The sequence below is a fragment of the Mesorhizobium sp. B264B1B genome (assembly GCF_020165765.1).
In the GTDB taxonomy this organism is placed as follows: domain Bacteria; phylum Pseudomonadota; class Alphaproteobacteria; order Rhizobiales; family Rhizobiaceae; genus Mesorhizobium.
This window is the reverse complement of record NZ_JAIUIS010000018.1, coordinates 43,138-67,390: the sequence shown is the minus strand read 5'-3', so window position 1 is coordinate 67,390 and position 24,253 is coordinate 43,138. Positions and strand designations below refer to the sequence as shown.

The following is a 24,253-nucleotide window of genomic DNA, read 5'->3' as shown; positions in this document are numbered from 1 at the left end:
ATCAGCACCCCTGTCACTTCTTAGACATTCGCGCTTTGCGCGTCTGCGCACTAGTGGACATTTCTCCGGTTATTGGGATATGGGCCGCAAGCGATCGTTCGGAGGAGTGTAAATGGAAGCCCGCGCCCACATAGACTCCGGCATGATCGGCAACAATCTTCTGCGGGCACTCACCGCGGCAGATTGGGCAATCCTCGAGCCTTGGCTGGATGAGTGGTCGGCCCCCACCGGAACACTGCTTTATGAACCTGGTGACACGGTTCGCCATGCATACTTCCCGAGAGGTCCCAGCCTGATTTCCTATCTCGTCGTGCTGAGCGACGGGCGTGCGATCGAGACGGCTCTGGTCGGACGAGAAGGGGCAATTGGCGGAGTTGTCAGCCAAGGCAGGCTCCCAGCTTACGCTCGCGCTGAAGTACAATTGGGAGGTTCGTTCTTCCGCATCGACCTGCTTAACCTTGAAGAGGCGAAGTCCAGGTCGTCGACGCTACGGAATCTGTTCGCGCGGTACGCGGACTGCCTGATGGCGCAGATGTTCCAGTCCGTCGCCTGCAATGCCGCGCATTCGATCGAGCAACGGACAGCGAAATGGCTGCTGGCCGCCATTGATCGGACGGGCACTCCCGATCTGGCGCTGACACAAGAACAGCTCGCCGTAATGCTCGGAGTCGGCCGGAGCTATTTGAGCCGCGTCATACGCGATCTGAAAGAACACGGTCTCATTGAGACCCATCGTGCCCGGATCGTCGTTCGCAAGGTCGACGGCCTGCGGTGGCTTGCTTGCGAGTGCAATGCGGCGGTCAGTCATCACTTCGACGAAGTATTGAAGGGCGTCTATCCCCTGCCGACCAACGGCTCGTCTGGCCGATAGCACAAACGGCTCGCCATATATGTCCTTAAGGTGAGTCCCTGGACGCCGAGCTTGGACTACTATCTCGGCAAGCCGGCGCCGATCCAGGCATTCGACGAATTGACCGGGTCGGCTCAGGCCGCCGCGGATGGGCTGGGCGGAACCGTTGCGTGGTCAAGCCGCGCTTGCGCCCAGCCTTGTCCCAGCCTCTTCAAGACCCGAGCGCGGCCTCGACAAGCCGCTTGGCGTCCGGCCCCGACCACTCGGCCGGGCCGTTCATATGGGCGATCAGGCAGCCTTCGCCGTCGATCAGCATGGTGACGGGCAGGCCGAGCGCCAGGCCGCGCGTCTTGAGTTCGTTGAACAGCGCCATCGTCGAATCCCTGTAATAGCCGAGCGCCTCGACGCTGGTGTCCTTGAGGAACTTCTTCGGCTTCACGTCATCGCCGGCATCGACGTTGACGGCGACGACCTGGAACGCATCGCTGCCTTTCTCCTTCTGCAAGGCGTCCAGCGCCGGCATTTCGGCGCGGCATGGCGCGCACCATGTCGCCCACAGATTGAGCAGCACCGTCTTGCCGGCATGGTCGGCGATGGTCATCGGCTTGCCGTCCGGGCCGTTGAAGGCGAGGCTCTTCATCGATTGCGGCGGATCGGCTGGCAAGAGCGCCGCGACCTCGCCGGTGGCGGCTGCGGCGATCTTCTTGGCGCGTTCGCTCTTGGCGGCGCAGGCGACATCGTCCTTGCTGTCTCCGACGGCGACTTGCGACGCGGCGTTGTTGCCAGACTGGCTCTCGCTGACATATACCGCGACCGCGCCGGCCAGCGCTCCCGCCACCAGGGCGGCGAGGATCAGGCGCGGGGCCGGGAAAAATCTGTTTCCGTCTGCCATGTTCTCAAAACTGCTCCGAGCACGGGTTTTATAGCCATGAGCGACAAGAAGACCAGCAACCAGATGTGGGGCGGACGATTTGCCTCGGGTCCGGCCGCGATCATGGAAGCAATCAACGCGTCGATCTCGTTCGACCGCAAACTCTATGCGCAGGACATCAGAGGTTCGATCGCCCATAGCGCGATGCTGGCGCAAACGGGCATTATTTCGGCGGCCGATCAAGAGAAAATCGCTCACGGCCTGAACACGATCCTGAAAGAGATCGAGGCGGGCACGTTTGAATTCTCGACCAGGCTGGAAGACATCCACATGAACGTCGAGGCCCGCCTCGCCGAGCTGATCGGTCCGGCCGCCGGCCGGCTGCACACGGCCCGCTCTCGCAACGACCAGGTTGCAGTGGACCTCCGGCTCTGGGTCAAGGACGAGTGCTTTCGCGTCGCCGAGGCCTTGAAGGGTCTCATCAGTGCGTTGCTGGAGCGGGCCGAGCAGCACGCCGCGACGGTGATGCCGGGCTTCACCCATATGCAGGCGGCGCAGCCGGTGACATTCGGCCACCACTGCATGGCCTATGTCGAGATGTTTTCGCGCGACCTGTCGCGGGTGCGCGACGCCATCGAACGCATGGACGAGAGCCCGCTCGGTGCAGCAGCCCTTGCCGGCACCAGCTTTCCGATCGACCGCCACCAGACCGCCAGTGCGCTCGGCTTCCGCGAGCCCATGCGCAATTCGCTGGACAGCGTCTCGGACCGCGATTTCGCGCTGGAATTCCTGGGACTGGCGGCCATATGCGCCACGCATCTGTCGCGGCTGGCGGAAGAAATCATCATCTGGTCAACGCCGCAATTCGGCTTCATCAGGCTGTCGGACAGCTTCTCCACCGGCTCCTCGATCATGCCGCAGAAGAAGAACCCCGACGCCGCCGAACTGGTGCGCGGCAAGACCGGGCGCGTCACCGGCCATCTGGTCGGCCTGCTGACGGTGATGAAGGGCATGCCTTTGACCTATGGCAAGGACATGCAGGAAGACAAGGAATCGGTGTTCGATGCCGCCGAGACGCTCGACCTGATGCTGGCGGCGATGACCGGCATGGTCTCCGATATGACGGTGAACGCGGCGGCGATGAAGAAGGCTGCCGGCTCCGGCCACGCAACCGCGACCGACCTTGCCGACTGGCTGGTGCGCACGCTCGGCCTGCCGTTCCGGGAAGCGCATCATGTCACGGGACGGGCGGTGGCGCTGGCCGAAGAGAAGAAGCTGAGCCTGGAGAAGCTTGCGCTGGAAGACTTGCAGTCGATCCACCCCGGCATCACGAAGGACATTTTTTCGGTGCTGGCCGTGCAGAACTCTGTGAAGAGCCGCACCTCCTTCGGCGGCACCGCACCGTCGGAAGTCAGGAAGCAGATCCGCTACTGGAAAAAGCGGCTGGCCAAGGCGTGATGCCGGACATTGCGGCCAGCCATATCCCGGATATTGCAACCGCCAATATCCACGATATTGCAACGGCAATATCCAGGGTGCAATGCGCCGAGAACTCGGCTAAAAGCAGCGGCGGAAAAAAGTTTCGGACGGATGGATCGATGACCGGAAGCAGGATTTTGGTGACACTGACGCTGCTTGCGGCGGTTGCCGCCGTTACGGCTTGCGGCAGAAGGTCCGGTCTCGACACGCCTTACGAGGCGGCCGTGCAGGCGCGCAAGGACGCCGAGAAGGCACACCAACCCGTGCCGCCGGAACCGGAAAAACCGGTCGCGGACAAGAAGTTCATTCTCGACCCGCTGCTCTAGAGCCGGTCAGAGCGGTTTAGAGTGCTAAACCCGCTCCTACCCTGCTCCAACTTTTCGGAACCACTCTCGTGAACCATTTCGACTACCGCGACGGCGTGCTTCATGCCGAGGACGTGGCGATATCGGACATCGCCGCAACCGTCGGCACGCCATTCTACTGCTATTCGACGGCCACGCTGACCAGGCACTACCACGTCTTCGTCCAGGCATTTGCCGGGCTCGATGCACTGGTCTGCTACGCCATGAAGGCGAATTCCAATCAGGCGGTGCTCAAAACCCTGGCCAGGCTCGGCGCCGGAGCCGACGTGGTGTCGGAAGGCGAGTTGCGGCGCGCGCTGGCAGCCGGCATCCCGGCCAGCAAGATCCTGTTCTCCGGCGTCGGCAAGACCGCGCGTGAGATGGACTTTGCGCTGGCAGCCGGCATCCTGTGCTTCAACGTCGAATCCGAGCCCGAACTCGAACTGCTCTCGTCGCGCGCCGTTGCCCTGGGCAAGGTGGCGCCGGTCTCGCTGCGCATCAATCCGGATGTCGACGCCAGGACGCACAAGAAGATCTCGACAGGCAAAGCCGAGAACAAGTTCGGCATTCCATGGCAGAAGGCGCGTCAGGTCTATGCGCGCGCGGCTGAATTGCCGGGCATCAAGGTCACCGGCATCGACACCCATATCGGCAGCCAGATCACCGAGCTGCAACCCTTCGACGATGCCTTCGCGCTTTTGGTGGAACTGGTCGGCGCGCTGCGCGCCGACGGCCATGCCATCGAGCATGTCGATCTCGGCGGCGGTCTCGGCATTCCCTACCGCGTCGACAACAACCCGCCACCGCTCCCCGACGCCTACGCGCAGATCGTCCGCAAGCACGTCACCAAGCTTGGCTTGAAGGTGATGTTCGAGCCGGGCCGGCTGATCGTTGGCAATGCCGGTATCCTCGTCTCGCAAGTGATCTTCGCCAAAGAAGGCGATGCCAAGAATTTCCTCGTCGTCGACGCCGCCATGAACGACCTGATCCGGCCGACGCTCTACGACGCTTTCCACGACATAAGACCGGTGGTGCTGCCGCCCGCCGACGCGCCGCGCATGACGGTCGATATCGTCGGCCCGGTCTGCGAGACCGGCGACTATCTCGGCCTCGACCGCGACCTGCCAAGGCTCAAGTCCGGCGACCTGATCGCCATCGCCACCGCCGGCGCCTATGGCGCGGTACAGGCGGGCACCTACAACACCCGCCTGCTGGTGCCGGAAGTGCTGGTCGACGGCGATCGTTTCCACGTCGTGCGCCCGCGCCAGACCTATGACGAACTGATCGGGCTGGATTCGATCCCCGACTGGCTTGCATAGAAGCCGCCGAAGGCGGTCCTAGCTATAGCCGGTTCTGGATGAGCGCTCTTGTCTCGGCGATCCTGTCCTCGTCGCGGCGATAGAATGTCCATTGCTTGATGCGCTTGGCCCGTAACAGCCCTGCCTGCGTGAGCACACGCATGTGCTCGCTGAGCGTCGCCTGGGTAATGCCGAGCTTTTCGGCGATCAGCAGTGCACAGACGCCGTCCTCGACCAGATCGCCATCCGCCTGGGCCGGGAAATGCGCGCGCGGATCCTTCAGCCAGTCGAGGATCCGCAGCCTTCGTTCGTTGGCGATCGCCTTGAACACATCAACCTCTTGCATTTAGCTATTTTGCCAAGTTACTAATTGCTGTCAATCCCAAGGAGATGGCCATGACCAACGGCAGCACCATAACGCGCGAACGCATCGCCGCGATGGAACCGCGCATCCGTCGCTATGTGCGCCACACGCCGGTGCTGCGCGTCGACATGGCCGACTTCGACCGGCCGCCGCTGGCGGTCGATCTCAAACTCGAATGCCTGCAGCATTCCGGTTCGTTCAAGGCGCGCGGCGCGTTCACCAATCTTCTCGAGCGGCAGGTCCCCGGGGCCGGTGTCGTCGCCGCCTCGGGCGGCAATCATGGCGCGGCGGTGGCGTATGCCGCCATGCGCCTCGGCCACAGGGCGACCATCTTCGTTCCGGAGGTGAGCCCGCCGGCCAAGCTGGAGCGCATTCGCAGCTACGGCGCCGAGCTGGTCGTCGGCGGCGCCCGCTATGCCGAGGCGCTGGCCGCCAGCGAACGTTTCGCCGAGCAAACCGGCGCCTTACAGGTCCACGCTTTCAACCAGGAGGAAACGCTTATCGGGCAAGGCACGCTCGGGCTGGAAATCGAGAACGACCTGCCTCAGATCGACACTTTGCTGGTCGCCGTCGGCGGCGGCGGCCTGATCGGCGGCATCGCCGCCTGGTTCGCCGGCCGCATCCGCATCGTCGCCGTAGAACCCGAGGGCGCGCCGACACTCTATCGCGCCCTCGAGGCCGGCCATCCGGTCGATGCGCCGGCCGAGGGCATCGCCGCCGATTCCCTGGCGCCCAAACGCGTCGGCGAGATGATGTTCCCGATCGCCGAGGCCTTCGTGGAACGCTCCATCCTGGTCAGCGACGACGACATCGTCGTCGCCCAGAAGGCGCTGTGGGACCGGGTGCGGATCATCTCGGAACCCGGTGGCGCCGCGGCGTTCGGCGCCATCCTGTCCGGCCGCTATGCGCCGGCACCCGGCGAACGGCTCGCCGTCCTGGTCTGCGGCGCGAACGCAAACCCGGCGAAATTCTGATCGCTGCGCCTTTCTCTCCTTCACGTTTTTCAGGAACTGCCTCGCCTTCGCCGCGTTTGCTGGGTATTCTTCGAGTCGTGAGGTTCGGGCCATCCCGCCCGCTCCCGTGGAAGGGCCGATGACGGAACGACCGATCTTCAGCAGCGATCGCGGTCTCGCCGGGCGCCTGGCGCTCAGCCGGCTGGCGACGCGGGTGTCGATGATGGTCGAACGGGGCTGGCCGCTCCTGCTGCCGCTTCTCGTCGTCGCCAGCCTGTTTCTCAGCATTTCCTGGCTAGGGCTTTTCCCGCGCCTGCCCGATGCCGCGCGCATCGGGCTGGTCGCCGCCTTCGGCGTCGCGACACTGGCCGCGCTCTACCCGCTACGCTTTTTCCGCATGCCGGGCGGCGCCGAGATCGACCGCCGCATCGAGGCGGCCAACCATTTGCTGCACCACCCCGTCCAGACCCAGACGGACCGGCCGAGTGGTCGCGAAAGCAGCTTCTCGCAGGCGCTGTGGCGCGAGCACCAGAAGCGCATGGCCGACAGGCTCGACAGCCTCGGCGCCGACGTGCCGCGCACGCGCGTGCCGGAACGCGATCCCTGGGGGTTGCGTGCCGTGGCGGCGCTTCTGCTGGTCACCGCCTTCGCTTTTTCCTTCGGACCGACCGGTGGCCGGATAGCCGACGCGTTCCGCGCCCAGGACGCGCATGACGCCGTGCCGCCGCGCATCGATGCATGGGTGACGCCGCCCGTTTATACCGGCAAGCCGCCGATCTTCCTGACCGCGGACGCCAACCAGGCGGCGCCGGCTTTCCACGTTCCCGAAGGCAGTGATGTTTCGCTGCGCGTCACCGGCGGCTCGGGCGAGGAGACGCTTGCCTATGCCGACAAGAATGGCAATGCCCGCGCCATCGATCCCGCCGACCCGCAGACGGCCGCGGCCAAGCCGGCGGCAAGCCCGGCAGCGCAGTCCAAAGTACGCCAGTTCATCGGCAAGCTGACGAGCGATGGCACGCTGACGCTGAAGTCGGGCGAGGACCAACTCGGCCGTTGGGCCTTCGCGGTGATCCCGGACAAGCCGCCGCAGATCCGTTTCGTCGGCGAGCCGAAGCGCGCTGTCAACGGCGCTTTCGAGCTCAACTACCAGATCGACGACGATTATGGCGCCGCCAACGCCAAGGCCGTGTTCGCGCTCGCCGATCCGCAGGCTCCCGATGCGCGTCCGCTCTACGGTCCGCCTGACATGCCGCTGACGCTACCGCGCCGCGGCGGCAAGGCGAATGCCGCCAGGACCTCGAAGGACCTGACCGAACACGTCTGGGCTGGCGCCGAGATCAAGCTGACGCTGGTCGCCACCGACGATGCCGGGCATACGGCGAGCAGCGAAACCAAGACGTTGGTGATGCCGGAGCGGCCGTTCTCCAATCCGCTGGCGCGAGCCGTTATCGAGCAGCGCCGCCTGCTGGCGCTCGACGCCAACGCCAAGCCGCGCGTGCTCGACCTGATGGATGCGATCACGCTGCGGCCCGAGGACACGTTCGACAACATGTCCCACTACCTCGCCATCATGAGCGCGCGCAGCCGGTTGAAGATGGCCGACAGCGACGACCAGTTGCGCAACGAGGTCTCCTATCTCTGGGAAATCGCGCTCGGCATCGAGGAGGGCAATCTCTCGGCTGCCGAGAAGCGGCTGCGCCAGGCGCAGCAGGCTTTGCAGGACGCTATCAAGAACGGCGCCAGCGACGCGGAGATCGAAAAGGCGATGAAGGAACTGCGCGAGGCGATGAACCAGTTCCTGCAGGAATTCGCCGAGCGCGCCAAGCAGAATCCCAACGCCCCGCAGATGCAGCAGAACGGCCAGGAACTGCGCCAGAGCGACATCGATCGCATGATGGACCAGATCGAGAACCTGGCGAAGTCCGGCGATCGCGACAAGGCGCAGCAATTACTGTCGCAGCTGCAGGACATGATGAACAACCTCCAGGCAGGCCGCCAGCAGCAGGGTGGCCAGCAGGACAGCCAGATGCGCCAGCAGATGGACAAGCTCGGCGACATCCTGCGGCGCCAGCAGGAGATGATGAACGATACCTTCCGCATGGACCAGATGCAGCGCGGCGAGCGCCAGCGCGGCCAGAACCGCGATGAACAGCTCGGCGAAGGCGGTGGCGAGGATCAGGACAAGCCGGGCGCAGGCGAGAACCGCGATCCGCTCGCCGGGCAAAAGCCGATGACGCCGCAGGAATTCGCCGACGCGCTGAAGCAGTTGCAGGAAGGCCAGGGCCAGCTGAAGAACGACCTTGAGCAGTTGAAGAAGGGGCTCGAGGGCATGGGCATGGAGCCCAATGAAGGCTTTGGCGAGGCCGGCAAATCAATGGGCAATGCCGAGCAGGCCCTGGGCGATGGTGAAGGTGATCAGGCCGTTGGCCACCAGGGCCGCGCTCTGGAGGCGCTGCGCAAGGGTGCCAAGGACATGATGAAGCAGATGCAGGCCATGCAGGGCGACGAAGGCGGCAGCGAGGAAGGCGGTCGCCAGCAGAACGCCGATCGCGATCCGCTCGGCCGGCCGCGTGCCAGCCAGGGTCCCGATTTTGGCGATTCGGTGAAGGTGCCGGACGAGATCGACGTGCAGCGCGCCCGCCAGATCCTGGAAGCGATCCGCAAGCGGCTCGGCAATGCGCTCAGCCCCGATATCGAGCGCAGCTATCTGGAACGGCTGCTGGAACTGAAATAGGGATCGCCGCCGCGGCATCCGCTGGGAGCGGCTGCAACATCATGCCCAAACTCGGCACAGTGACGCCCATCCTGCGCATCTTCGACATTGCCAAGGCCCACGAGTTTTACGTCGGCTTCCTCGGCTTCCAGGTGCTGTGGGAGCACCGCTTTGACGACAACGCGCCGCTTTACATGGCGGTCGGCCGTGACGGCTGCATCCTGCATCTGAGCGAACACCATGGCGACGGCGCGCCCGGCATCGCCATGCGCATCAAGGTCGAGGACATCGCCGCCCTGCATCGCGAGCTGATCGGCAAAGCATACCGTTTCGCCAGGCCGGGCCTGGAAAAGACGCCGTGGAAGACCCGCGAGGTGTCGGTTGCCGATCCGTTCGGCAACCGGCTGCATTTCTACGAGGATGCGGCCGGCTGAGTCTGCCTGTTGACGAACGCCTCGCGGATCGCCTCTTGCATGCCGTCGATCGCCTCGCCCGACGCATTCGGGTTGCGATGCATCACCACATTCGAGGAATCGATGTCGCCGAAACCGTCGGCGGACGTCAACTCGCGGCAGCCGTCCGGAATGTTGCTGCGCGAAATCGGTGCGATCGCCAGTCCCGAGGTGACGGCAAGCTTCAGGCCGCCGGTCGTGTCGCTGGTGTAGGCGACACGATAGCCGAGCCCGCGCTGCTCGAGCGATTTGATGGCGAAATCCTTGCACCAGCCGGCCCGGTTGTAGAGCGCGATCGGCACCGGACGCTCCTCATGCATGTTATGCAGGATCGATGTCACCCACACCGTCGGATCGTGCATCAGCACTTCGCCGCCTGAAGGATCCTGCCATTCGAACACCACGCAAAGATCGAGCTCGCCGGCGGCAAGCGCCGCTATCTGCGCCCCCGAATGGGCATAGCGCACGGTGACCTCGACCTTGGTGTGACGCTTTGAGAATGCGCCGAGCGCGCGCGACAGGATGGCATGGCCATATTCCTCCGGAATGCCGATCCGCACCGGCCCGCCGAGCGGCGCCGCCGCCATCGACGCTGCCGTCTCGTCGAGCAGCGAGACGATGCGGCGGGCATTGACGATCAGATCGCCGCCGCGCCGCGTCAGCGCCACGCCGCGCGACCCACGCTCGAACAGGCTGTCGCCGATGACGCTTTCGAGCTTCTTCATCTGCATCGAAACCGCCGATTGGGTGCGACCGGCCTGCTCGGCCGCCTTGGTGAAATTGCCTGCTTCGACAATGGCCACGAAGGTGCGCAGGAGATCGCTGTCGAGAGTGGGCCGCATCCCGTCCGCCATAAGGAATTTTGATTGCTGGTATCATTCCAATTCGTTTGCAACATGTCAAACACGGGATGATAGTTGGTTCACCCATTGGATATGTGGCTGAGGATTCGGCCACGGACCAATCAACAGTCCTCACTCATGCCCGCTGCCCGAAACGGTGGCGGGTTCTTTTTAGCTTGCTGCAAGCTTGCTTGCGTCCTGGTACGGGAGCTTGGGATCCTTATGCGCAATCGGATGGTGCTCGGCATGCTGAGCCTGTGCCTGGGCGTGTTGGTCTTCTCGTTGCAGGACCCGCTGGTCAAGGCGGTGTCGGGCGGCTACCCCGTGACCGAGGTGATGGCCATCCGCGCGGTCGTCGCCCTGCCGATCCTGATCGTGCTCGTCCATGCCGATGTCGGGCTGCGTGCGATCCTGTCGCGGCGGTTCGGCATGCTGACCATGCGCGCCTTCATTCAGTTCACCTCCTACACCATGTACTACCTCGCCATCGCCGCCTTGCCCCTGGCCGATGCCGTGGCGCTCTATTTCATGGCCCCGCTCTGCATCATGGTGCTGGCCGGGCCCTATCTTGGCGAACGGGTCTCCTGGCAGACGCTGGCGACCGTGTTGATCGGGCTGCTTGGCGTCGTCGTGATGCTGCGCCCGGGTGCGGGACTGTTCGACTGGGCGGCGCTGCTGTCGCTGGGCTCCGCGGTGCTCTACGGCTTCTCGCAACTGATGGCGCGTAAGATCGGCGACACCGAATCTTCGACCGTGATGGCTTTCTACCAGAACGGTGCCTATCTCGCCGGCGCCGCACTGGTCGCAAGCCTGTTCTGGCTTGCCGGCATCAATCATGCCGCCCATCCCAGCCTGGAATTCCTGGTGCGGCCCTGGCTGTGGCCGACGCTGCCGGATTTCCTCAAGATGGCCGCCTGCGGCTTCGTCGCCTCCGCCGGCATGATCTTGCTGTCGCAGGCCTACCGGATGGCGCCGGCAAACCGCGTCGCCACCTTCGAATACACCGGCATCCTGTGGTCGCCGCTGTGGGGTTTTCTGTTCTTCGCCGAAGTGCCGCGGTCGACGACCGTGATCGGCGCCGCCCTTATCATCGGCGCCGGCCTGCTTGCGCTCAACACCGGACGGCGCAAGCTCCCGGTACTCGTCGCTGCCGATCCCGCCTGATCAGGCGAAAATGCTCAGCGCCCGTTCGACGCGTGAACGGATTTCGGCCAGCGTGAACGGCTTCTGCACGACGTCGAGGATGATGCCGTTCAACTCCTCGGCGCGCTCGCGCTGATCGGCATAGCCGGTCATCAGCAGTATCTTCATCGACGGGAAAAATGCCGAAGCTGCAATCGCCATCTCGATGCCGTCCATCTCGGGCATGCGGATGTCGGAGACGACGAGATCATAGGCGCCCTTCGCGGCGCGTATCAGCGCCAGCCCTTGCGCGCCGTCGGCGGCGATGTCGATTGCGTGCCCGGCGCGTTCGAGCGCCCGGGCTGCGAGGGTGCGGACGGACTCATCGTCCTCAACGATCAGAAGCTTTGCCATGGCCGGCATGTTTGGCGAGCAAACGTTGACTTTTTCTGAAGGGCCCGGCGCTCCGGCATGGGTTATTTTCTTGAAGCCGTTAAGGCCTTTTTCAGTATTTGCCGCTGCCTCACGCATCGCCTTTGACGACGCCGACGAACGGCAGTTCGCGAAAGGCGTGCGCGACATCCATGCCGTAGCCGACGACGAAATAGTCGGGGCAGTCGAAGCCGACATAATCGGCATTGAGGGTGGTCTGGCGACGCATGCGCTTGTCGAGCAGCACCGCGATGGCGCAGCTTCTGGCGCCGCGTGACAGCATCAGGTCGCGGGTGAAGCTCAGCGTCTTGCCCGACTCCAGAATGTCGTCGATCAGAAGCACGTCGCGGCCGGCGACCTCGTTGTCGATGTCGCGCAGCACCCTCACCTCGCCGCTTGTGGTGCCGGCGCCGTAGCTGGAGATGAAGATGAACTCGACCTCCGGCGACAGGCCGACATCATGCATGGCGCGGATAAGGTCTGCGGCGAAGATGAACGAGCCCTTCAGCACCGAGATCACCAGAAGATCGTGATAGTCGTGCCCGGCGATCTCCTTGGCGAGTTCGAGATTGCGTCGGGCGATGGCCGACGCCGAAAACAGGACCTCGATGTCCTTGCCGCGCACAACTGGCATTCTTCGTCCCTTCAAGATTTTCAAAGGCCTTCGCGCACCGGAAGCGCTGACATCAGCCGTTTGCGGGCCGGCCTCACCTGTCGCACATGCTATTCCGCGAAGGTGACCGACACCGTCCTTACGCCGTTTCTAGGGACGTCGAGCCGGCTGGCAAAGCCGAATCTTTCACTTGGCGCCAATGAGCGGCTGGATGTCCCCAAAGTATAGCGCGTTGTGCGCCCATCATTGCCGGTGACGCGGATCTCGAGAGGCGGCAGCGTCGCCGGACTTGCACCGTCATTGGCGGCCTCGCCGTCGACGAACAGCACGGGGTTCGCCCCAGACGCGTCCACGCGTGACGTCACCCCTGAAATGCTCAACGCCGAGGCCGGTCCGCCCGCGGCGGGTGGCGCCTGGCGCACCAGTGCATGCCCGCCGGAGATCCAGAAGACGGCAAAGGCGGCGCCGACACCGGCGATCCAGAAGATCGGACCGCCGCGCGGCGCCGGCGGCCGCACCGGCGGCGGCTCGGGCTTGCGCAGCATGTCCATGCCTTCGAGGGATGGCATGGACATCACGCGCCGCGGTGAAATGGCTTCGGCATGGGGCATGGCCCGCGGCACCACCACATAGTCGGCATCGACGATATCCGCCGCGCCAGCGCGCAGGATACGCTCCGGCGCGGCATTTGCCGGCGGGTCGGTCATGATTTCGCCGGAAACCGGGCGCGCGGTTCGATCCTCAGCCATCATGGCCCCAGCATTGCAGCACGTTCGCTTTTCGTTTCTTTTGCGTAAAGGCAAATGGTTAACGCTTCCCCACCGGAGCCCTTGTGACGAGCCGAAACAACCCGCTAATTAACCGCCGGTTAACCATGCCGGCCGATGGTCTTTTCCCAGAACAGGCCGGCTTGCCGCCGACGGATTCCGATTTCAGGTCAAATCGACCTGAAATCTGAATCCGCCTCCGAATTAGAGTGATAGAGCATGATGTCGCCCGAAAACCGCCTCACACTTTTCGGCATCACGCTCTAGGAATTTCAGGTCGCCGAAAGTGATTCGCTTCGAAAATGTCGGCCTCCGCTATGGCATGGGTCCGGAAATCCTCCGCGACATTTCCCTGCACATACCGGAGCGCTCGTTCCAGTTCCTGAGCGGGCCTTCGGGCGCCGGCAAGACGACGTTGCTGCGGCTTCTCTTCATGTCGCTGAAGCCGACGCGTGGGCTGATCACCATCTTCGGCAAGGACCGCTCCCGCATCTCGCGCGCCGAACTGCCGCATCTCAGGCGCCGTATCGGCGTGGTGTTCCAGGATTTCCGCCTGCTCGACCACATGACCACCTATGAGAATGTCGCGTTGCCCTTGCGCGTGCGCGGGCGCGAGGAAGCGAGCTATCGCACCGACGTCACCGAGCTGTTGAAATGGGTCGGGCTCGGCGAACGCATGCATGTGCTGCCGCCGGTCCTGTCGGGCGGCGAGAAGCAGCGGGCCGCGATCGCCCGCGCCCTGATCGAGCAGCCGGAGATCCTGCTGGCCGACGAGCCGACCGGCAATGTCGATCCGCCGCTGGCGCGACGCCTGCTCAGGCTTTTCATCGAACTCAACCGCCTGGGCACCGCCGTGGTGATCGCGACCCACGATCTCGGCCTGATGGAGCAGGTCGATGCGCGCCGCATGATCCTGGCCGGCGGGAGGCTTGATATCTATGACTGAGCTTTCCGCCGAACACCTCGACGCACAGGCCGACGAAGCGGCCGCGCCAAGGCCGCGCGTCCAGCGCAAGATGGCGCCCATCGTGCCGGCGCAGAACATCGCCGGCCGCGCCCTGGTGCTGGTCATCGCCATCATGACCTTCCTGTCCTGCCTGACCTTCGGCGCGGTTACCCTGGTGCGCGACACCGCCTCGGTCTGGGAAAACCAGATCTCGCGCGAGGCGACGATCCAGATCAAGCCGGTCGACGGCCTCGACATGGAGGCAGCCCTTGCCCAGGCCTCGCAGATCGCCGGCGAATTCCCCGGCGTGAAGGCGACCAGGATCATCGACCGCGACGCCACCGCCAGATTGCTGGAGCCGTGGCTGGGTTCGGGCCTCAACATCGACGAACTGCCGGTGCCGCGGCTGATCATCGTCACCATCGACGAGAGCAACCCGCCCGATTTCGCCGCCATGCGCGCCGCGATCACGCCGAAGCTGCCGAGCGCATCGCTTGACGATCACCGCACCTGGGTGGACCGGCTGGTGGCCATGGCCCGCACCACGGTGACCATCGGTATCGCGGTGCTGGCGCTGATGCTCTCGGCGACGGTGCTGACCGTGGTGTTCGCCACGCGCGGCGCCATGGCCGGCAACGGCCACATCATCGAGGTGCTGCATTTCGTCGGCGCCGAAGCGCGTTTCATCGCCCGCGAGTTCCGTCGCCATTTCCTGATCACCGGCATGAAGGGCGCGGCCGCCGGCGGAGCCGCCGCGGTCGCCGTCTTCATCGTCTTTTCCTGGTGGTCCTCGCGCAACATGGCGACCCCGCAGGCCGACCAGGCGACTGCGCTATTCGGCAACTTCGCCATCGGCTCGGCCGGCTATCTCGGTGTCGTGCTGATGGTGCTGGTCATCGGCGCGCTGACGGCTGCAACCTCGCACGCCACCGTCGTCGCCTATCTCAGCGACATCGACGTGCGCCAGCCTGAAGCATGACGACGTCGAATGACCAGGATCGATCACGCATGAAGAACCGCCGTAACGCAAATTGCGATTTTTACCTACCAAAGGCCGCATTTCGGGATTAACCATGTCATGATGGAGGTGCGGGACTCGACCAGTACCGTTGGACCGATGCCGGCGTTGGCGGCGCGTCCGCATGGACGCGGCCGGGTTTCGGCCGTGCTGCGCGTTTCTTCTTTCGCCTTGCTTGCCCTGGTCGCCCTGTTTGCCGGCGGCTTCGGCTGGTTCGCCAACACCGTCAGCCATCTGACCACCCCTGCCAACCCGGCCAAGGCCGACGCGATCATCGTGTTGACCGGCGGCCAATCGCGCCTCGATGCGGCGATGGAACTGCTGGCGTCCGGCAAGGGCGCGCGGCTTTTGATCAGTGGTGTGCATCCCTCCGCCAGCCGGCGTCAGCTTCAGGCCGCGACCGGCGGTGACATCAGGCTGTTTTCCTGCTGCGTCGACATCGACCGCGCCGCGCTCGACACGATCGGCAATGCCGAGGAAAGCGCCAAATGGGTCGAGAGCCATGCCTACGGCACGGTGATCCTCGTCACCAACAATTACCACATGCCGCGCAGCCTGCTGGAAATGGGCCGGCTGCTGCACAAGGCCAAGCTCGAACCCTATCCGGTGGTCAACAGCAATCTCGACAATGGCGGCTGGCTGACCAAGCCGCGGGCGCTGCGCGTGCTGTTCACCGAATACAATAAATATCTGCTCGCATTGGCGCGCGGCATCGTTCCGGTGAAGCCGACGCCGGACGGCATCGCGTTGGCCGAGATCGTCGCCGGCAGCTGAACCTGCTCGTCATTTGGTGACGACGGATCCCGGCGCCTGCCGCAGGCGAGCGACTTCCTGTTCGAGCCGTTCGATCCGCCTGTCCCGTTCGGCCAGCGCCGCCGCCACATCGGCGGCCTCGAAACGCTGCGGAATGTGCTGCGGACAATTGGCATCCCAGGTCGCCACGGTGAACAGGATGACCTGTTCGGGCCGTGCCGCATAATCCCGCGGCATCAGCCTCGCCATCAACTCGGCGTCGCCTTCCACCACGCGCGCGCTGCCCCAGATCTTGACGCGCCGGCGATGGGCATAGTCGATGAGGAACAGGAAGGCCTGCGGATTGTCGGCGAGATTGCCCTGGGTGATGAACTGTCTGTTGCCGGCGAAATCGGCGAAGCCGATCGTCTTTTCATCGAGCACCTTGAGGAAGCCGGCCGGCCCGCCGCGATGCTGGATATAGGGCTGGCCAACACCGTTGGCCGTCGACAGGAAGACGCTGGTCTGCATCTCGATGAAGGCCGCAAGGTCCGATGTAATCACCGACTGCCAGCCACCGCGTTCCTCGACCCGGGAATAGGCCTGGCGAGAGCCCTTGCGGGCCTGGATCGCCTTGACGGTCGGCGTGAAAGCGACGTCGCTGGTAAAAGCATGCGCGTCCATCGATAGCCTTTCTTACCCGGAGAGGTTAAAGCCCGAGTTCAGACAGCGACGGATGGTCGTCCGGCCGTCGGCCGAGCGGCCAGTGATATTTACGGTCGGCAGCGCCGATCGGCAGGTCGTTGATGCTGGCGATGCGCAGCCGCATCAGCCCATGTTCGTCGAATTCCCAGTTCTCGTTGCCATAGCTGCGGAACCACGAGCCGCTGTCGTCATGCCACTCATAGGCGAAACGCACCGCGATACGGTTGCCATGGAAAGCCCAGACCTCCTTGATCAGCCGGTAGTCGAGTTCCCGGCTCCATTTGCGCGTCAGGAAAGCCTGGATGGCATCGCGGCCTTGCAGGAACTCGGCGCGATTGCGCCAGCGGCTGTCTACCGTATAGGCAAGCGCGACACGGGCTGGATCGCGCGAGTTCCAGGCATCCTCGGCCATGCGCGCCTTCTGCGCGGCGGTTTCCGCGGTGAATGGCGGCAGCGGCGGGCGCTCTTGCGACATGACAATTCCTTCTTGACCCGGGTCGTCTGCGTCACGGCCAATATGGAGGCTTCCATCAGACAGATGTAGATGCCATATTTGTAATCTATCCTTCCAATTTCCGGAAGAATCGATGGACCGGCTCGAAGCCATGTCGCTCTTTGTCGCCGCGGCGGAGGCCGGCAGCCTGTCTGCAGCCGCGCGCCGTTTTCGCATTCCGCTGGCGACGGTCAGCCGCAAGGTTTCCGACCTGGAACGACATCTCAAGACCCGCCTTCTGAACCGCTCGACACGCCGGCTGACGCTGACCGATGCGGGCCAGGCGTATCTTCCCGCCTGCCGCCGCATCCTGGGCGAGGTCGGCGAGGCCGAGCGCATGGCGGCCGGCGAATACAGCGCCCCGACGGGCGAACTGGCCATCACCGCGCCGGTCGTCTTCGGCCGCCTGCATGTGCTGCCGGTCGTGACCGGCTTCCTCGCCGCCTATCCCGACGTAGACATCCGCCTGACGCTGGCCGACCGCATAACCCAGTTGGTCGAGGACCATTTCGACCTCGCCATCCGCATCGGCCGGCTTCCCAACTCCAGTTTTGTCGCCATGCGGATCGGTACGATCCGCCGTGTCGTTTGCGCGAGCCCCGGCTATCTGGCCGAACGCGGCGCCCCGACGGCGCTTGCGGACCTCGAGTCCCACAGCTGCATTACCTTCGAAGGGCCGGGCGCGCTCTCGACATGGAGCTTCACCGTCGGGAAGGCCGAGATGCCGATTCGGGTCCGCTCGCGGCTTCAGGTCAACACCGCCGAAGCTGCGATCGATGCCGCGCTCGCCGGCGTCGGGCTGACGAGGGTGCTGTCCTACCAGGTCGACGCGGCGGTGCGGTCAGGCGCGCTGCGCGTGCTGCTGCGGGAGTTCGAACCGGAACCCTGGCCGGTAAGCCTGGTGCACGCAGGCCACGGCTTGCTGCCGGTCAAGCTGCGCGCATTTCTTGACTTCGCCGCCCCGCGCCTGAAAGAAAGGCTGGCGCGGCTGATGTAGCGCGGCTGGGCCGTGGGCGAAGCCGAAATGTCTTTCGGCGCCGTTCGGGGGCATCTTCGGCCATTTCCTTTTTGCGCCCGCTTGGTGTAACCAACGCACACCTCCTTACCGGGCCTCCCCAATGCTCCAAGTCCGATCGCTGGCGTTCAACTTCGTCTTCTACATCAATCTGATCGTCCAGATGATCCTCTGGACTCCCTATTATTTCCTGTCGCCGCGCCATCGCGCCTGGTTCGTGCCGAAGTTCTGGTCGCGCACCTCGATGTGGCTCTACGACAAGATCGCCGGGACCAAGAGCGACATCACCGGGGTGGAAAATCTGCCCGAAGGTTCCTTCATCCTGGCGCCCAAGCACCAGTCCTTCTGGGACGCGATCGCCTTCTTCCCCTATCTCCAGGATCCACTCTACATTCTGAAGCGCGAGCTGACCTGGATTCCGTTCTTCGGCTGGTACATCCTGAAAATGCGCATGATCCCGGTCGACCGCGGCAGCCGCTCCAAGGCGCTGAAGGCGGTGGTTGCGGCGACCAAGGAAGAAATCGCGCGCAACCCGCGGCAGCTCATCATCTATCCCGAAGGCACCCGCCGCGCGCCCGGCGACGAACCCGCCTACAAATACGGCATCGTCGAAATCTATGCGCAGCTCGGCATTCCCGTGGTGCCGGTCGCCCATGTTGCCGGCCTCTATTGGCCGCGCCGCAAGTTCCTGCGCTATCCCGGCACCATCAAGGCGCGCTTCCTGCCGCCGATCCCGCCGGGCCTGGACAAGGAGGAATTCATGCGGCGGCTGATCGGCGAAACCGAAACCGCCTGCGACCAGTTCCTCATCGACGCGTCCCGTGCACCCAATCCGCCCGCCTTGCCGCCGACGGCGGTCAAGCGGCTGCGCGAACTCGGCGCCAAAGCCTGAAGTGCGGCCTTCGGCGCGCCGATGGCGGCTCGCGCAACGTTCAAGCGAACACAGCCAGTGCGGTCGTCAGCACCAGCGTCGCGGCAAAGACCAGATTGATGATGCGCGAAGCCACCGGCCTGCGAAGAAAGCGCGCGAAAGCAGCGCCCGCAAGCAGCCACACGGCATGGATGGCGACGATCATGAATGCGAGAGCGGTCAGCTTCGGCCCGGTGCCGATGGCGCCGGCGCCCGAATCCGCGGACGCGCCGGCGAACACCGCGGCGATGGCCACATAAGCCTTCGGGTTGGCCACCGCCAGCAGGAACCCGCCGGTGAATGTCGGTCGCGCGGCCTCGCCGGCATCCGCCGCCAGGGGCGGCGCGCTGGCAATCTTGAACGCGAGATGGAGGATATAGGCAGCCGACGCCGCGACAAGCAGCGGCGCGAGCCGCGGCATCGCGGCAAGCATGGCGCTCACCCCGCTTGCCACGACCAGAAGCACGGTGATCGTGCCCAGGATGACCCCCAAGGCGTAGCTCAGGGAACGGCGAAGGCCGAACGCCGCGCCGACGGCGGTGACGCTTATCGTCGCCGGTCCCGGGCTGCCCATGACGGCCGTGGCGGCAAGCATCAGCGCAACGAGCTGACGCCACATATCCGGCTGCGAAAAAAGCGGGCCTGCCATCCGCGCCTCCTGTCTTGCCAAGCGTCAATGACGGTATGGCAAGGTCGGGGCGACCGTCTTGGACGATCGTGCGCGCTGCTGACGGCTCAGCCGCTCGCCTTGTCGAGCTCGGCCATGTCGTCGGCGCTCAGCTCCAGCGACACCGCCTTGATCAGGCTGTCCATCTGTTCAGGCTTGGTGGCGCTGGCGATAGGCGCGGTGACGCCCGGCCGGGCAATGACCCAGGCAAGCGCCACTTCCGCCTGTTTGGCCGAATGCCTGGCGGACACCGCGTCGAGTGCCGCGAGGATGCGCATACCGCGCGCATTGAGGTAATCTTTCACGCCGCCGCCGCGCGGGCTTTGACCGAGATCGGCCTCGCTGCGGTATTTGCCGCTCAAGAAACCCTTGGCCAGGCTGAAATAGGTGATCACGCCGATGTCCTCCGCCATGCAGAGATCGCGCAGCGGGCCATCGAACGACGAGCGGTCGTAGAGATTGTATTCCGGCTGCAGCACTTCATAGCGCGGCAGGCTGCGCAGGCTTGCCACGTCGAGCGCGGCGCGCAACTGGCCGGCGTCGAGATTCGAGCAGCCGGCATAACGGATCTTGCCCTTGGCGAGGAGCTTTTCATAGGCGCCGAGGGTTTCCTCATAGGGCGTGGTTGGATCCGGCCAGTGCGACAGATAAAGATCGATGAACTCGGTCTGAAGCCGCTTCAGCGATGCATCGACGGCCTTTTCGATGTAAGCGGCGGACAGGTCCTTGTGGCCCTGCCCCATGTCTGAGCCCACTTTGGTGATCACCACGACCTTATCGCGGTTGCCGCGGTCCTTCATCCATTTGCCGATGATGGTTTCCGATTCACCGCCCTCGTGGCCGGGCACCCAGCGCGAATAGGCGTCCGCTGTGTCGACCGCGTTCAGGCCGTCGCCGACGAAGCGGTCGAGCAGGTCGAACGACGTCTTCTCGTCGGCGGTCCAGCCGAAGACATTGCCGCCCAGAACCAGCGGCGCGATGGAAAGGTCGGTGCGACCGAGACGGCGTTTCTGCAAGGCTGATCTCCGTGTTGGTGGGATTGGGCGGCTATCGCCCGTTGAGAGTCGGAGCCTAACCTAGGTCTCGCCGCATCGAGGTCAAAGACCTCGCCGGATTTTTCCGCAAGCCAGCGCTTCACAAAGGCGCGATCCGCCTGGCCACGTCTTCCAACCAGTGATCGCGGATGCCGAGCGCCCGGAGATGGTCCAGCGTGCTCGACACATAGTCCTCATTGTTGCCGGATTGGCCGACAGCGCCGCGCACCACATCAGCGGCGTGGGCCGCATCGAGCGCACCGGCATACTGCTCATGATTGCGGTCGACGATATAGGCCACGGCCTCGACCGTGCCGCCGCCGTCAAGGCGGACATTGAGCATGCGCTCGAGATAGACATTGGTGACCAGCTCGCGCTCACGCAGATAGGCGATGACCTCGTCCCGCAACTCGCCCGGCACCCGGAAAGCCAGCCCGACGCAGGAACCCCCGCGGTCAAGGCCGAGCACCAGCCCCGGACGTTCCCGCGTGCCGCGATGCACGAAGGAATAGACGCACAGCGCGCGACGATAGCCATGCAGGCGCGCCCGCCTTGTCTCGACATGCGCGAACCCCGGCCGCCATATCAACGAACCATAGCCAAACACCCAAAAATCGCCCATATCGCCGTGCCTGATTGCGTAAGAATGGCAACACCACACCGGAATCGGTGTTTTTTCCGTCCATCTCTGTCTACCTATTGTCGTTGCCAGAATCGACAGCCCGCCCACAGCCCCCATGCGTGAACGAGAACCGCAGCATGACGTCCACTGACGAACGCCAGCCGAAGCATCGCCGCCGCCTGTTCTGGCTTGCAGCGTTTGTCATCGCGCTGTTCGCCATCTACAGCGGCGGCTGGTTCTATCTCGCCGACAGGGTCCGGAGCGAAGCCGACAAGGCGGTCGCCACGCTCAACAAGAGTGGCATCGAGGCCGGCTGCGCCAATCTCCAGGTCAGCGGTTATCCCCTGAGCTTCGCCGTCTCCTGCGACAATCTTGCTTATGAGGACGACGCCAAGAACCTTGCCGCCTCTGCCGGCTCCTTCAACGCCGTCGCCCAGATCATCCAGCCGCTGTCGCCGGTCGCGGACCTGCGCGGTCCGCTCAGGACCTCGGTTCCGGGCATGGTGCCGCTGTGGATCGACTGGGATGATCTTAAGGCCAACGTCAAGCTCTCATGGCCGCTGCCGCGACGCATTTCGCTCACGGCCGAGGGCCTGTCCGGCCAGACCGATCCGGCCGACGACACCGATCCGGTGCAACTGTTCAGCGCCGGCAAGGCGGCGGGCCAGCTGCAGCCGAACGGCAGGGATATCGACTATATCGGCAGCTTCGGCGATCTGGAGATCGACCCCGATGCGATCGGGGGCCGCGTCCTGCCGCCGCTCGACGCCAGTGGCGAGGCGACGCTGAAGAACGGCCTGGCCCTGATCGGCACGCAACTGAAAAGCCTGCGCGGCCAGGCCGTCGAGATCCGCAGGCTCGATTTGTCGTCGGGCACGGCGCACGTCACCGTTTCCGGGCCGCTGTCGGTCGACGCCGAGGGCCTGGTCGATGCCGATCTGATGATCAGGCTGAAAGACCCGAAAGCCGTGGCCGCCATTCTCGGGGCCGCCATACCCGAACAGAAGAACCAGATCGAACAAGGCTTTGCCGCCCTGGCGCTGCTCGGCAACGAACCGTCGATGCCGCTCAAGGTGGTCAAGGGCAAGGCCTCGCTCGGCTTTATCCCGCTGGGCAAGATCAAGCCGGTCGACTAAGCATCCCCAATGGACAGACCGGCAAAACTCCTGAGCGTCGGCGCGCTGACGCTCGACACCATTCTTCGCGTCGAAGCGCTGCCCATCCATCAGGGCAAGTTCATGGCCGCCGATGGCGTCCAGATCGCTTCCGGCATGGCCACGAGTGCCGCCTGCGCCGCACGCCGGCTGGGCGCCGAAGTGTGGCTTTGGGCGAGCGCCGGCGATGATCAGGTCGGCAACCAGCTGATATCGGGCATCGAGGCGGAGGGCGTCGATTGCAGCCTCGTCCGTCGCGTCCCCGGAGCGTCCTCGGCGCTGGCCGCGATCCTTGTCGACGGCCATGGCGAACGCATCATCGTGCCTTTCTACGATCAGCGCGCTCAGGCCGATCCCGACGGCTTGCCGGTCGCCGATCTCACGGCTTTCGATGCCGTGCTGGTCGATGTGCGCTGGCCGGGTGCTGCGGCGCTGGCGCTCAGCGCTGCGCGCGCTGCCCGCCGCCCTGGGATCCTCGATGCCGACACCGCGCCATTGGCAGTGCTGGAGCGGCTGTTGCCGCTCGCCTCGCACATCGTCGCCTCCGAACCGGCGGCGCGCATCGTCTGCGGCCAGGCGCTGGACCCGCAGGCCGCATGCGCCGACCTTGCGTCGCGCACCGACGCTTTCGTCGCGGTAACCGCCGGCGGGGCTGGAACCTGGTGGCATGACAGGCAGGCCGGTTGCGTACGCCACGTCGCTGCGCCAAAGGTCAAGGTGGTGGATACGCTGGCAGCCGGCGACGTCTTTCATGGCGCATTCGCAGCCGGATTGGCGCAAGCCATGCCGATCGAGCAGGCGCTACGCTTTGCCAGCGCGGCCGCAGCGCTCAAATGCCAGCGCTTCGGCGGCAGGCTGGGCGCGCCCGATCGTGCCGAGACACTGGCGATGATGGCGGCGACCTGGCCTGAAGGAGCCTAGTTTTTCGCCGGATGCTCGACCGCCTGGCGACCGAAATCCGGCACGTCGATGTCCTGGCCGGCCTCGATGATCGAGCGTCGCACGGCGCGGGTGCGGGTGAACAGGTCGAACAGCTTGTCGCCGTCGCCCCAGCGGATCGCCCGCTGCAGAAAAGCCAGATCCTCCGAGAACCGCGCCAGCATTTCCAGGATCGCGTCCTTGTTGTGCAGGCACACGTCCCGCCACATGGTCGGATCGGAGGCGGCGAGGCGCGTGAAGTCGCGGAAACCGGAAGCGGAATATTTGATGACTTCCGTCTTGGTCACCGATTCCAGGTCATCGGCGGTGCCGACGATGTTGTAGGCGATGATGTGCGGCAAATGCGAGACGATGGCCAGCGTCATGTCGTGATGCTGCGGATCCATCGTGTCGATGTTGGCGCCACAACGGCGCCAGAATTCGGAAAGCCTTTCCAGCGCGTCCGGATCCGTGTCCGGCAGCGGGGTGAAAATGCACCAGCGGTTGTCGAACAGATCGGCGAAACCGGCATCGGGCCCAGATTTCTCCGTGCCGGCCAGCGGATGGCCGGGAATGAAATGCACCCCACCGGGTATATGCGGCTGCATCTGTGCGATCACGGAAGCCTTGGTCGAGCCGACATCGGTGACGATGGCGCCCCTCTTCAGCGCCGGCGCGATCTCTTGCGCCACCGCGCCGGACGAGCCGACCGGCACCGAGACGATAACCAGGTCGGCATCGCGGACCGCTTCCTTGGCATCTATGGCGTAGGAGGAGCCCAGCCCAAGCTCTTGCGCCCGCGCCAGCGTCGCGGCGCTGCGCGTCGAGATGGCGACATGGCCGGCCAGGCCCTCGCGGCGGATGACGCGGGCCAGCGACGAGCCAATCAGGCCGATGCCGACCAGCGCGATCTTTTCGAACATCGGTGATGCCATGGCG

Annotated in this window: 27 protein-coding genes; 15 read left to right on the top strand and 12 right to left on the bottom strand. The window is 64.7% G+C overall.

Going from position 1 to position 24,253, the window contains the following annotated elements; genetic code table 11:
- Positions 1 to 112: 112 nt before the first annotated feature.
- Entirely contained in the window at positions 113 to 871 is a 759-nt protein-coding gene (locus tag LB547_RS27860) for a Crp/Fnr family transcriptional regulator (protein ID WP_140513873.1), read from the top strand.
- Positions 872 to 1,061: 190 nt separating this feature from the next.
- Here the strand turns inward: LB547_RS27860 and tlpA are convergent, their stop codons facing one another.
- On the bottom strand, positions 1,062 to 1,742 hold the full coding sequence (gene tlpA, locus LB547_RS27855; RefSeq protein ID WP_140584044.1) for a thiol:disulfide interchange protein TlpA: 681 nt from the start codon (positions 1,740 to 1,742) through the stop codon (positions 1,062 to 1,064).
- A 36-nt stretch (positions 1,743 to 1,778) separates the two neighbouring features.
- On the opposite strand from tlpA, the gene argH reads away from it, so the two are divergent.
- From argH to lysA, 3 genes are all read left to right on the top strand, one after another.
- The gene (argH, locus tag LB547_RS27850) at positions 1,779 to 3,179 is read left to right on the top strand and encodes an argininosuccinate lyase (protein WP_140513875.1); all 1,401 of its coding nucleotides are present in this window, start codon (positions 1,779 to 1,781) and stop codon (positions 3,177 to 3,179) included.
- Positions 3,180 to 3,319: 140 nt separating this feature from the next.
- The gene (locus LB547_RS27845; RefSeq protein WP_140500798.1) at positions 3,320 to 3,526 is read left to right on the top strand and encodes a lipoprotein; all 207 of its coding nucleotides are present in this window, start codon (positions 3,320 to 3,322) and stop codon (positions 3,524 to 3,526) included.
- Between the two features lie 68 nt (positions 3,527 to 3,594).
- Entirely contained in the window at positions 3,595 to 4,863 is a 1,269-nt protein-coding gene (gene lysA, locus LB547_RS27840; protein ID WP_140650947.1) for a diaminopimelate decarboxylase, read from the top strand.
- Positions 4,864 to 4,885: 22 nt separating this feature from the next.
- On the opposite strand, the gene LB547_RS27835 is transcribed toward lysA, so the two are convergent.
- Positions 4,886 to 5,188 carry an ArsR/SmtB family transcription factor gene (locus LB547_RS27835; protein ID WP_140513877.1) on the bottom strand — a complete coding sequence of 101 codons (303 nt, stop codon included), beginning with the start codon at positions 5,186 to 5,188 and terminating at the stop codon, positions 4,886 to 4,888.
- A gap of 50 nt (positions 5,189 to 5,238) precedes the next feature.
- On the opposite strand from LB547_RS27835, the gene LB547_RS27830 reads away from it, so the two are divergent.
- The 3 genes from LB547_RS27830 (at position 5,239) to LB547_RS27820 (ending at position 9,306) form a co-directional block, all read left to right on the top strand.
- Complete coding sequence (locus LB547_RS27830; protein WP_140763194.1) at positions 5,239 to 6,180, top strand: threonine/serine dehydratase; 942 nt, start codon at positions 5,239 to 5,241, stop codon at positions 6,178 to 6,180.
- A 118-nt stretch (positions 6,181 to 6,298) separates the two neighbouring features.
- A complete protein-coding gene (locus LB547_RS27825) occupies positions 6,299 to 8,893 on the top strand; it encodes a TIGR02302 family protein (RefSeq protein ID WP_140763191.1) in 2,595 nt (864 codons plus the stop codon).
- 41 nt (positions 8,894 to 8,934) lie between these two features.
- Entirely contained in the window at positions 8,935 to 9,306 is a 372-nt protein-coding gene (locus LB547_RS27820; protein WP_140500793.1) for a glyoxalase superfamily protein, read from the top strand.
- Here LB547_RS27820 and LB547_RS27815 read toward each other — a convergent pair.
- Positions 9,285 to 10,166 (bottom strand): LysR family transcriptional regulator, encoded by an 882-nt coding sequence (locus LB547_RS27815; RefSeq protein ID WP_140500792.1) that lies wholly within the window; start codon positions 10,164 to 10,166, stop codon positions 9,285 to 9,287. The two genes, LB547_RS27820 and LB547_RS27815, sit on opposite strands and share 22 nt — an antisense overlap.
- Positions 10,167 to 10,388: 222 nt before the next feature.
- Here LB547_RS27815 and LB547_RS27810 point away from each other — a divergent pair, with 222 nt between their 5' ends.
- Complete coding sequence (locus LB547_RS27810) at positions 10,389 to 11,330, top strand: DMT family transporter (RefSeq protein ID WP_181165387.1); 942 nt, start codon at positions 10,389 to 10,391, stop codon at positions 11,328 to 11,330.
- Here LB547_RS27810 and LB547_RS27805 read toward each other — a convergent pair whose 3' ends face one another.
- The 3 genes from LB547_RS27805 to LB547_RS27795 form a co-directional block, all read right to left on the bottom strand.
- A complete protein-coding gene (locus LB547_RS27805; RefSeq protein ID WP_181165388.1) occupies positions 11,331 to 11,702 on the bottom strand; it encodes a response regulator in 372 nt (123 codons plus the stop codon).
- A gap of 109 nt (positions 11,703 to 11,811) precedes the next feature.
- Positions 11,812 to 12,354, bottom strand: coding sequence for a hypoxanthine phosphoribosyltransferase (gene hpt, locus LB547_RS27800; RefSeq protein WP_023677924.1), 543 nt, complete (start codon positions 12,352 to 12,354; stop codon positions 11,812 to 11,814).
- 89 nt (positions 12,355 to 12,443) lie between these two features.
- The gene (locus tag LB547_RS27795; protein ID WP_140500790.1) at positions 12,444 to 13,085 is read right to left on the bottom strand and encodes a hypothetical protein; all 642 of its coding nucleotides are present in this window, start codon (positions 13,083 to 13,085) and stop codon (positions 12,444 to 12,446) included.
- A 301-nt stretch (positions 13,086 to 13,386) separates the two neighbouring features.
- Here LB547_RS27795 and ftsE point away from each other — a divergent pair, with 301 nt between their 5' ends.
- The 3 genes from ftsE to LB547_RS27780 all read left to right on the top strand — a co-directional run bounded on the left by ftsE (position 13,387) and on the right by LB547_RS27780 (position 15,838).
- Positions 13,387 to 14,046, top strand: coding sequence for a cell division ATP-binding protein FtsE (gene ftsE, locus LB547_RS27790; RefSeq protein ID WP_027023302.1), 660 nt, complete (start codon positions 13,387 to 13,389; stop codon positions 14,044 to 14,046).
- The gene (locus tag LB547_RS27785; RefSeq protein WP_140500789.1) at positions 14,039 to 15,025 is read left to right on the top strand and encodes a cell division protein FtsX; all 987 of its coding nucleotides are present in this window, start codon (positions 14,039 to 14,041) and stop codon (positions 15,023 to 15,025) included. The genes ftsE and LB547_RS27785 overlap by 8 nt, the downstream gene beginning before the upstream one ends.
- Before the next feature lie 99 nt (positions 15,026 to 15,124).
- A complete protein-coding gene (locus tag LB547_RS27780) occupies positions 15,125 to 15,838 on the top strand; it encodes a YdcF family protein (protein WP_140763188.1) in 714 nt (237 codons plus the stop codon).
- Between the two features lie 9 nt (positions 15,839 to 15,847).
- On the opposite strand, the gene LB547_RS27775 is transcribed toward LB547_RS27780, so the two are convergent.
- A complete protein-coding gene (locus LB547_RS27775; protein ID WP_140560175.1) occupies positions 15,848 to 16,480 on the bottom strand; it encodes a pyridoxamine 5'-phosphate oxidase family protein in 633 nt (210 codons plus the stop codon).
- 25 nt (positions 16,481 to 16,505) lie between these two features.
- On the bottom strand, positions 16,506 to 16,976 hold the full coding sequence (locus LB547_RS27770) for a DUF1348 family protein (protein WP_140500786.1): 471 nt from the start codon (positions 16,974 to 16,976) through the stop codon (positions 16,506 to 16,508).
- Positions 16,977 to 17,088: 112 nt separating this feature from the next.
- Between LB547_RS27770 and LB547_RS27765 the strand changes: the two genes are divergently transcribed.
- Both LB547_RS27765 and LB547_RS27760 read left to right on the top strand, forming a co-directional pair.
- Complete coding sequence (locus tag LB547_RS27765) at positions 17,089 to 17,991, top strand: LysR family transcriptional regulator (protein ID WP_140560174.1); 903 nt, start codon at positions 17,089 to 17,091, stop codon at positions 17,989 to 17,991.
- A 121-nt stretch (positions 17,992 to 18,112) separates the two neighbouring features.
- Positions 18,113 to 18,901 carry a lysophospholipid acyltransferase family protein gene (locus tag LB547_RS27760; protein WP_140525420.1) on the top strand — a complete coding sequence of 263 codons (789 nt, stop codon included), beginning with the start codon at positions 18,113 to 18,115 and terminating at the stop codon, positions 18,899 to 18,901.
- 40 nt (positions 18,902 to 18,941) lie between these two features.
- Here the strand turns inward: LB547_RS27760 and LB547_RS27755 are convergent, their stop codons facing one another.
- The 3 genes from LB547_RS27755 to LB547_RS27745 all read right to left on the bottom strand — a co-directional run bounded on the left by LB547_RS27755 (position 18,942) and on the right by LB547_RS27745 (position 21,242).
- Entirely contained in the window at positions 18,942 to 19,568 is a 627-nt protein-coding gene (locus LB547_RS27755; RefSeq protein WP_140500783.1) for a LysE family translocator, read from the bottom strand.
- 86 nt (positions 19,569 to 19,654) lie between these two features.
- Complete coding sequence (locus LB547_RS27750) at positions 19,655 to 20,602, bottom strand: aldo/keto reductase (protein WP_140763185.1); 948 nt, start codon at positions 20,600 to 20,602, stop codon at positions 19,655 to 19,657.
- Between the two features lie 118 nt (positions 20,603 to 20,720).
- Complete coding sequence (locus tag LB547_RS27745) at positions 20,721 to 21,242, bottom strand: gamma-glutamylcyclotransferase (protein ID WP_140500781.1); 522 nt, start codon at positions 21,240 to 21,242, stop codon at positions 20,721 to 20,723.
- Between the two features lie 137 nt (positions 21,243 to 21,379).
- Between LB547_RS27745 and LB547_RS27740 the strand changes: the two genes are divergently transcribed.
- Both LB547_RS27740 and LB547_RS27735 read left to right on the top strand, forming a co-directional pair.
- The gene (locus LB547_RS27740; RefSeq protein ID WP_140763182.1) at positions 21,380 to 22,378 is read left to right on the top strand and encodes a DUF2125 domain-containing protein; all 999 of its coding nucleotides are present in this window, start codon (positions 21,380 to 21,382) and stop codon (positions 22,376 to 22,378) included.
- Between the two features lie 9 nt (positions 22,379 to 22,387).
- Positions 22,388 to 23,317 (top strand): sugar kinase, encoded by a 930-nt coding sequence (locus LB547_RS27735; RefSeq protein ID WP_140625647.1) that lies wholly within the window; start codon positions 22,388 to 22,390, stop codon positions 23,315 to 23,317.
- On the opposite strand, the gene LB547_RS27730 is transcribed toward LB547_RS27735, so the two are convergent.
- Positions 23,314 to 24,249, bottom strand: a complete 936-nt coding sequence (locus tag LB547_RS27730; protein ID WP_181167284.1) for a prephenate/arogenate dehydrogenase family protein — start codon at positions 24,247 to 24,249, stop codon at positions 23,314 to 23,316. The genes LB547_RS27735 and LB547_RS27730 overlap by 4 nt on opposite strands.
- Positions 24,250 to 24,253: the final 4 nt, after the last annotated feature.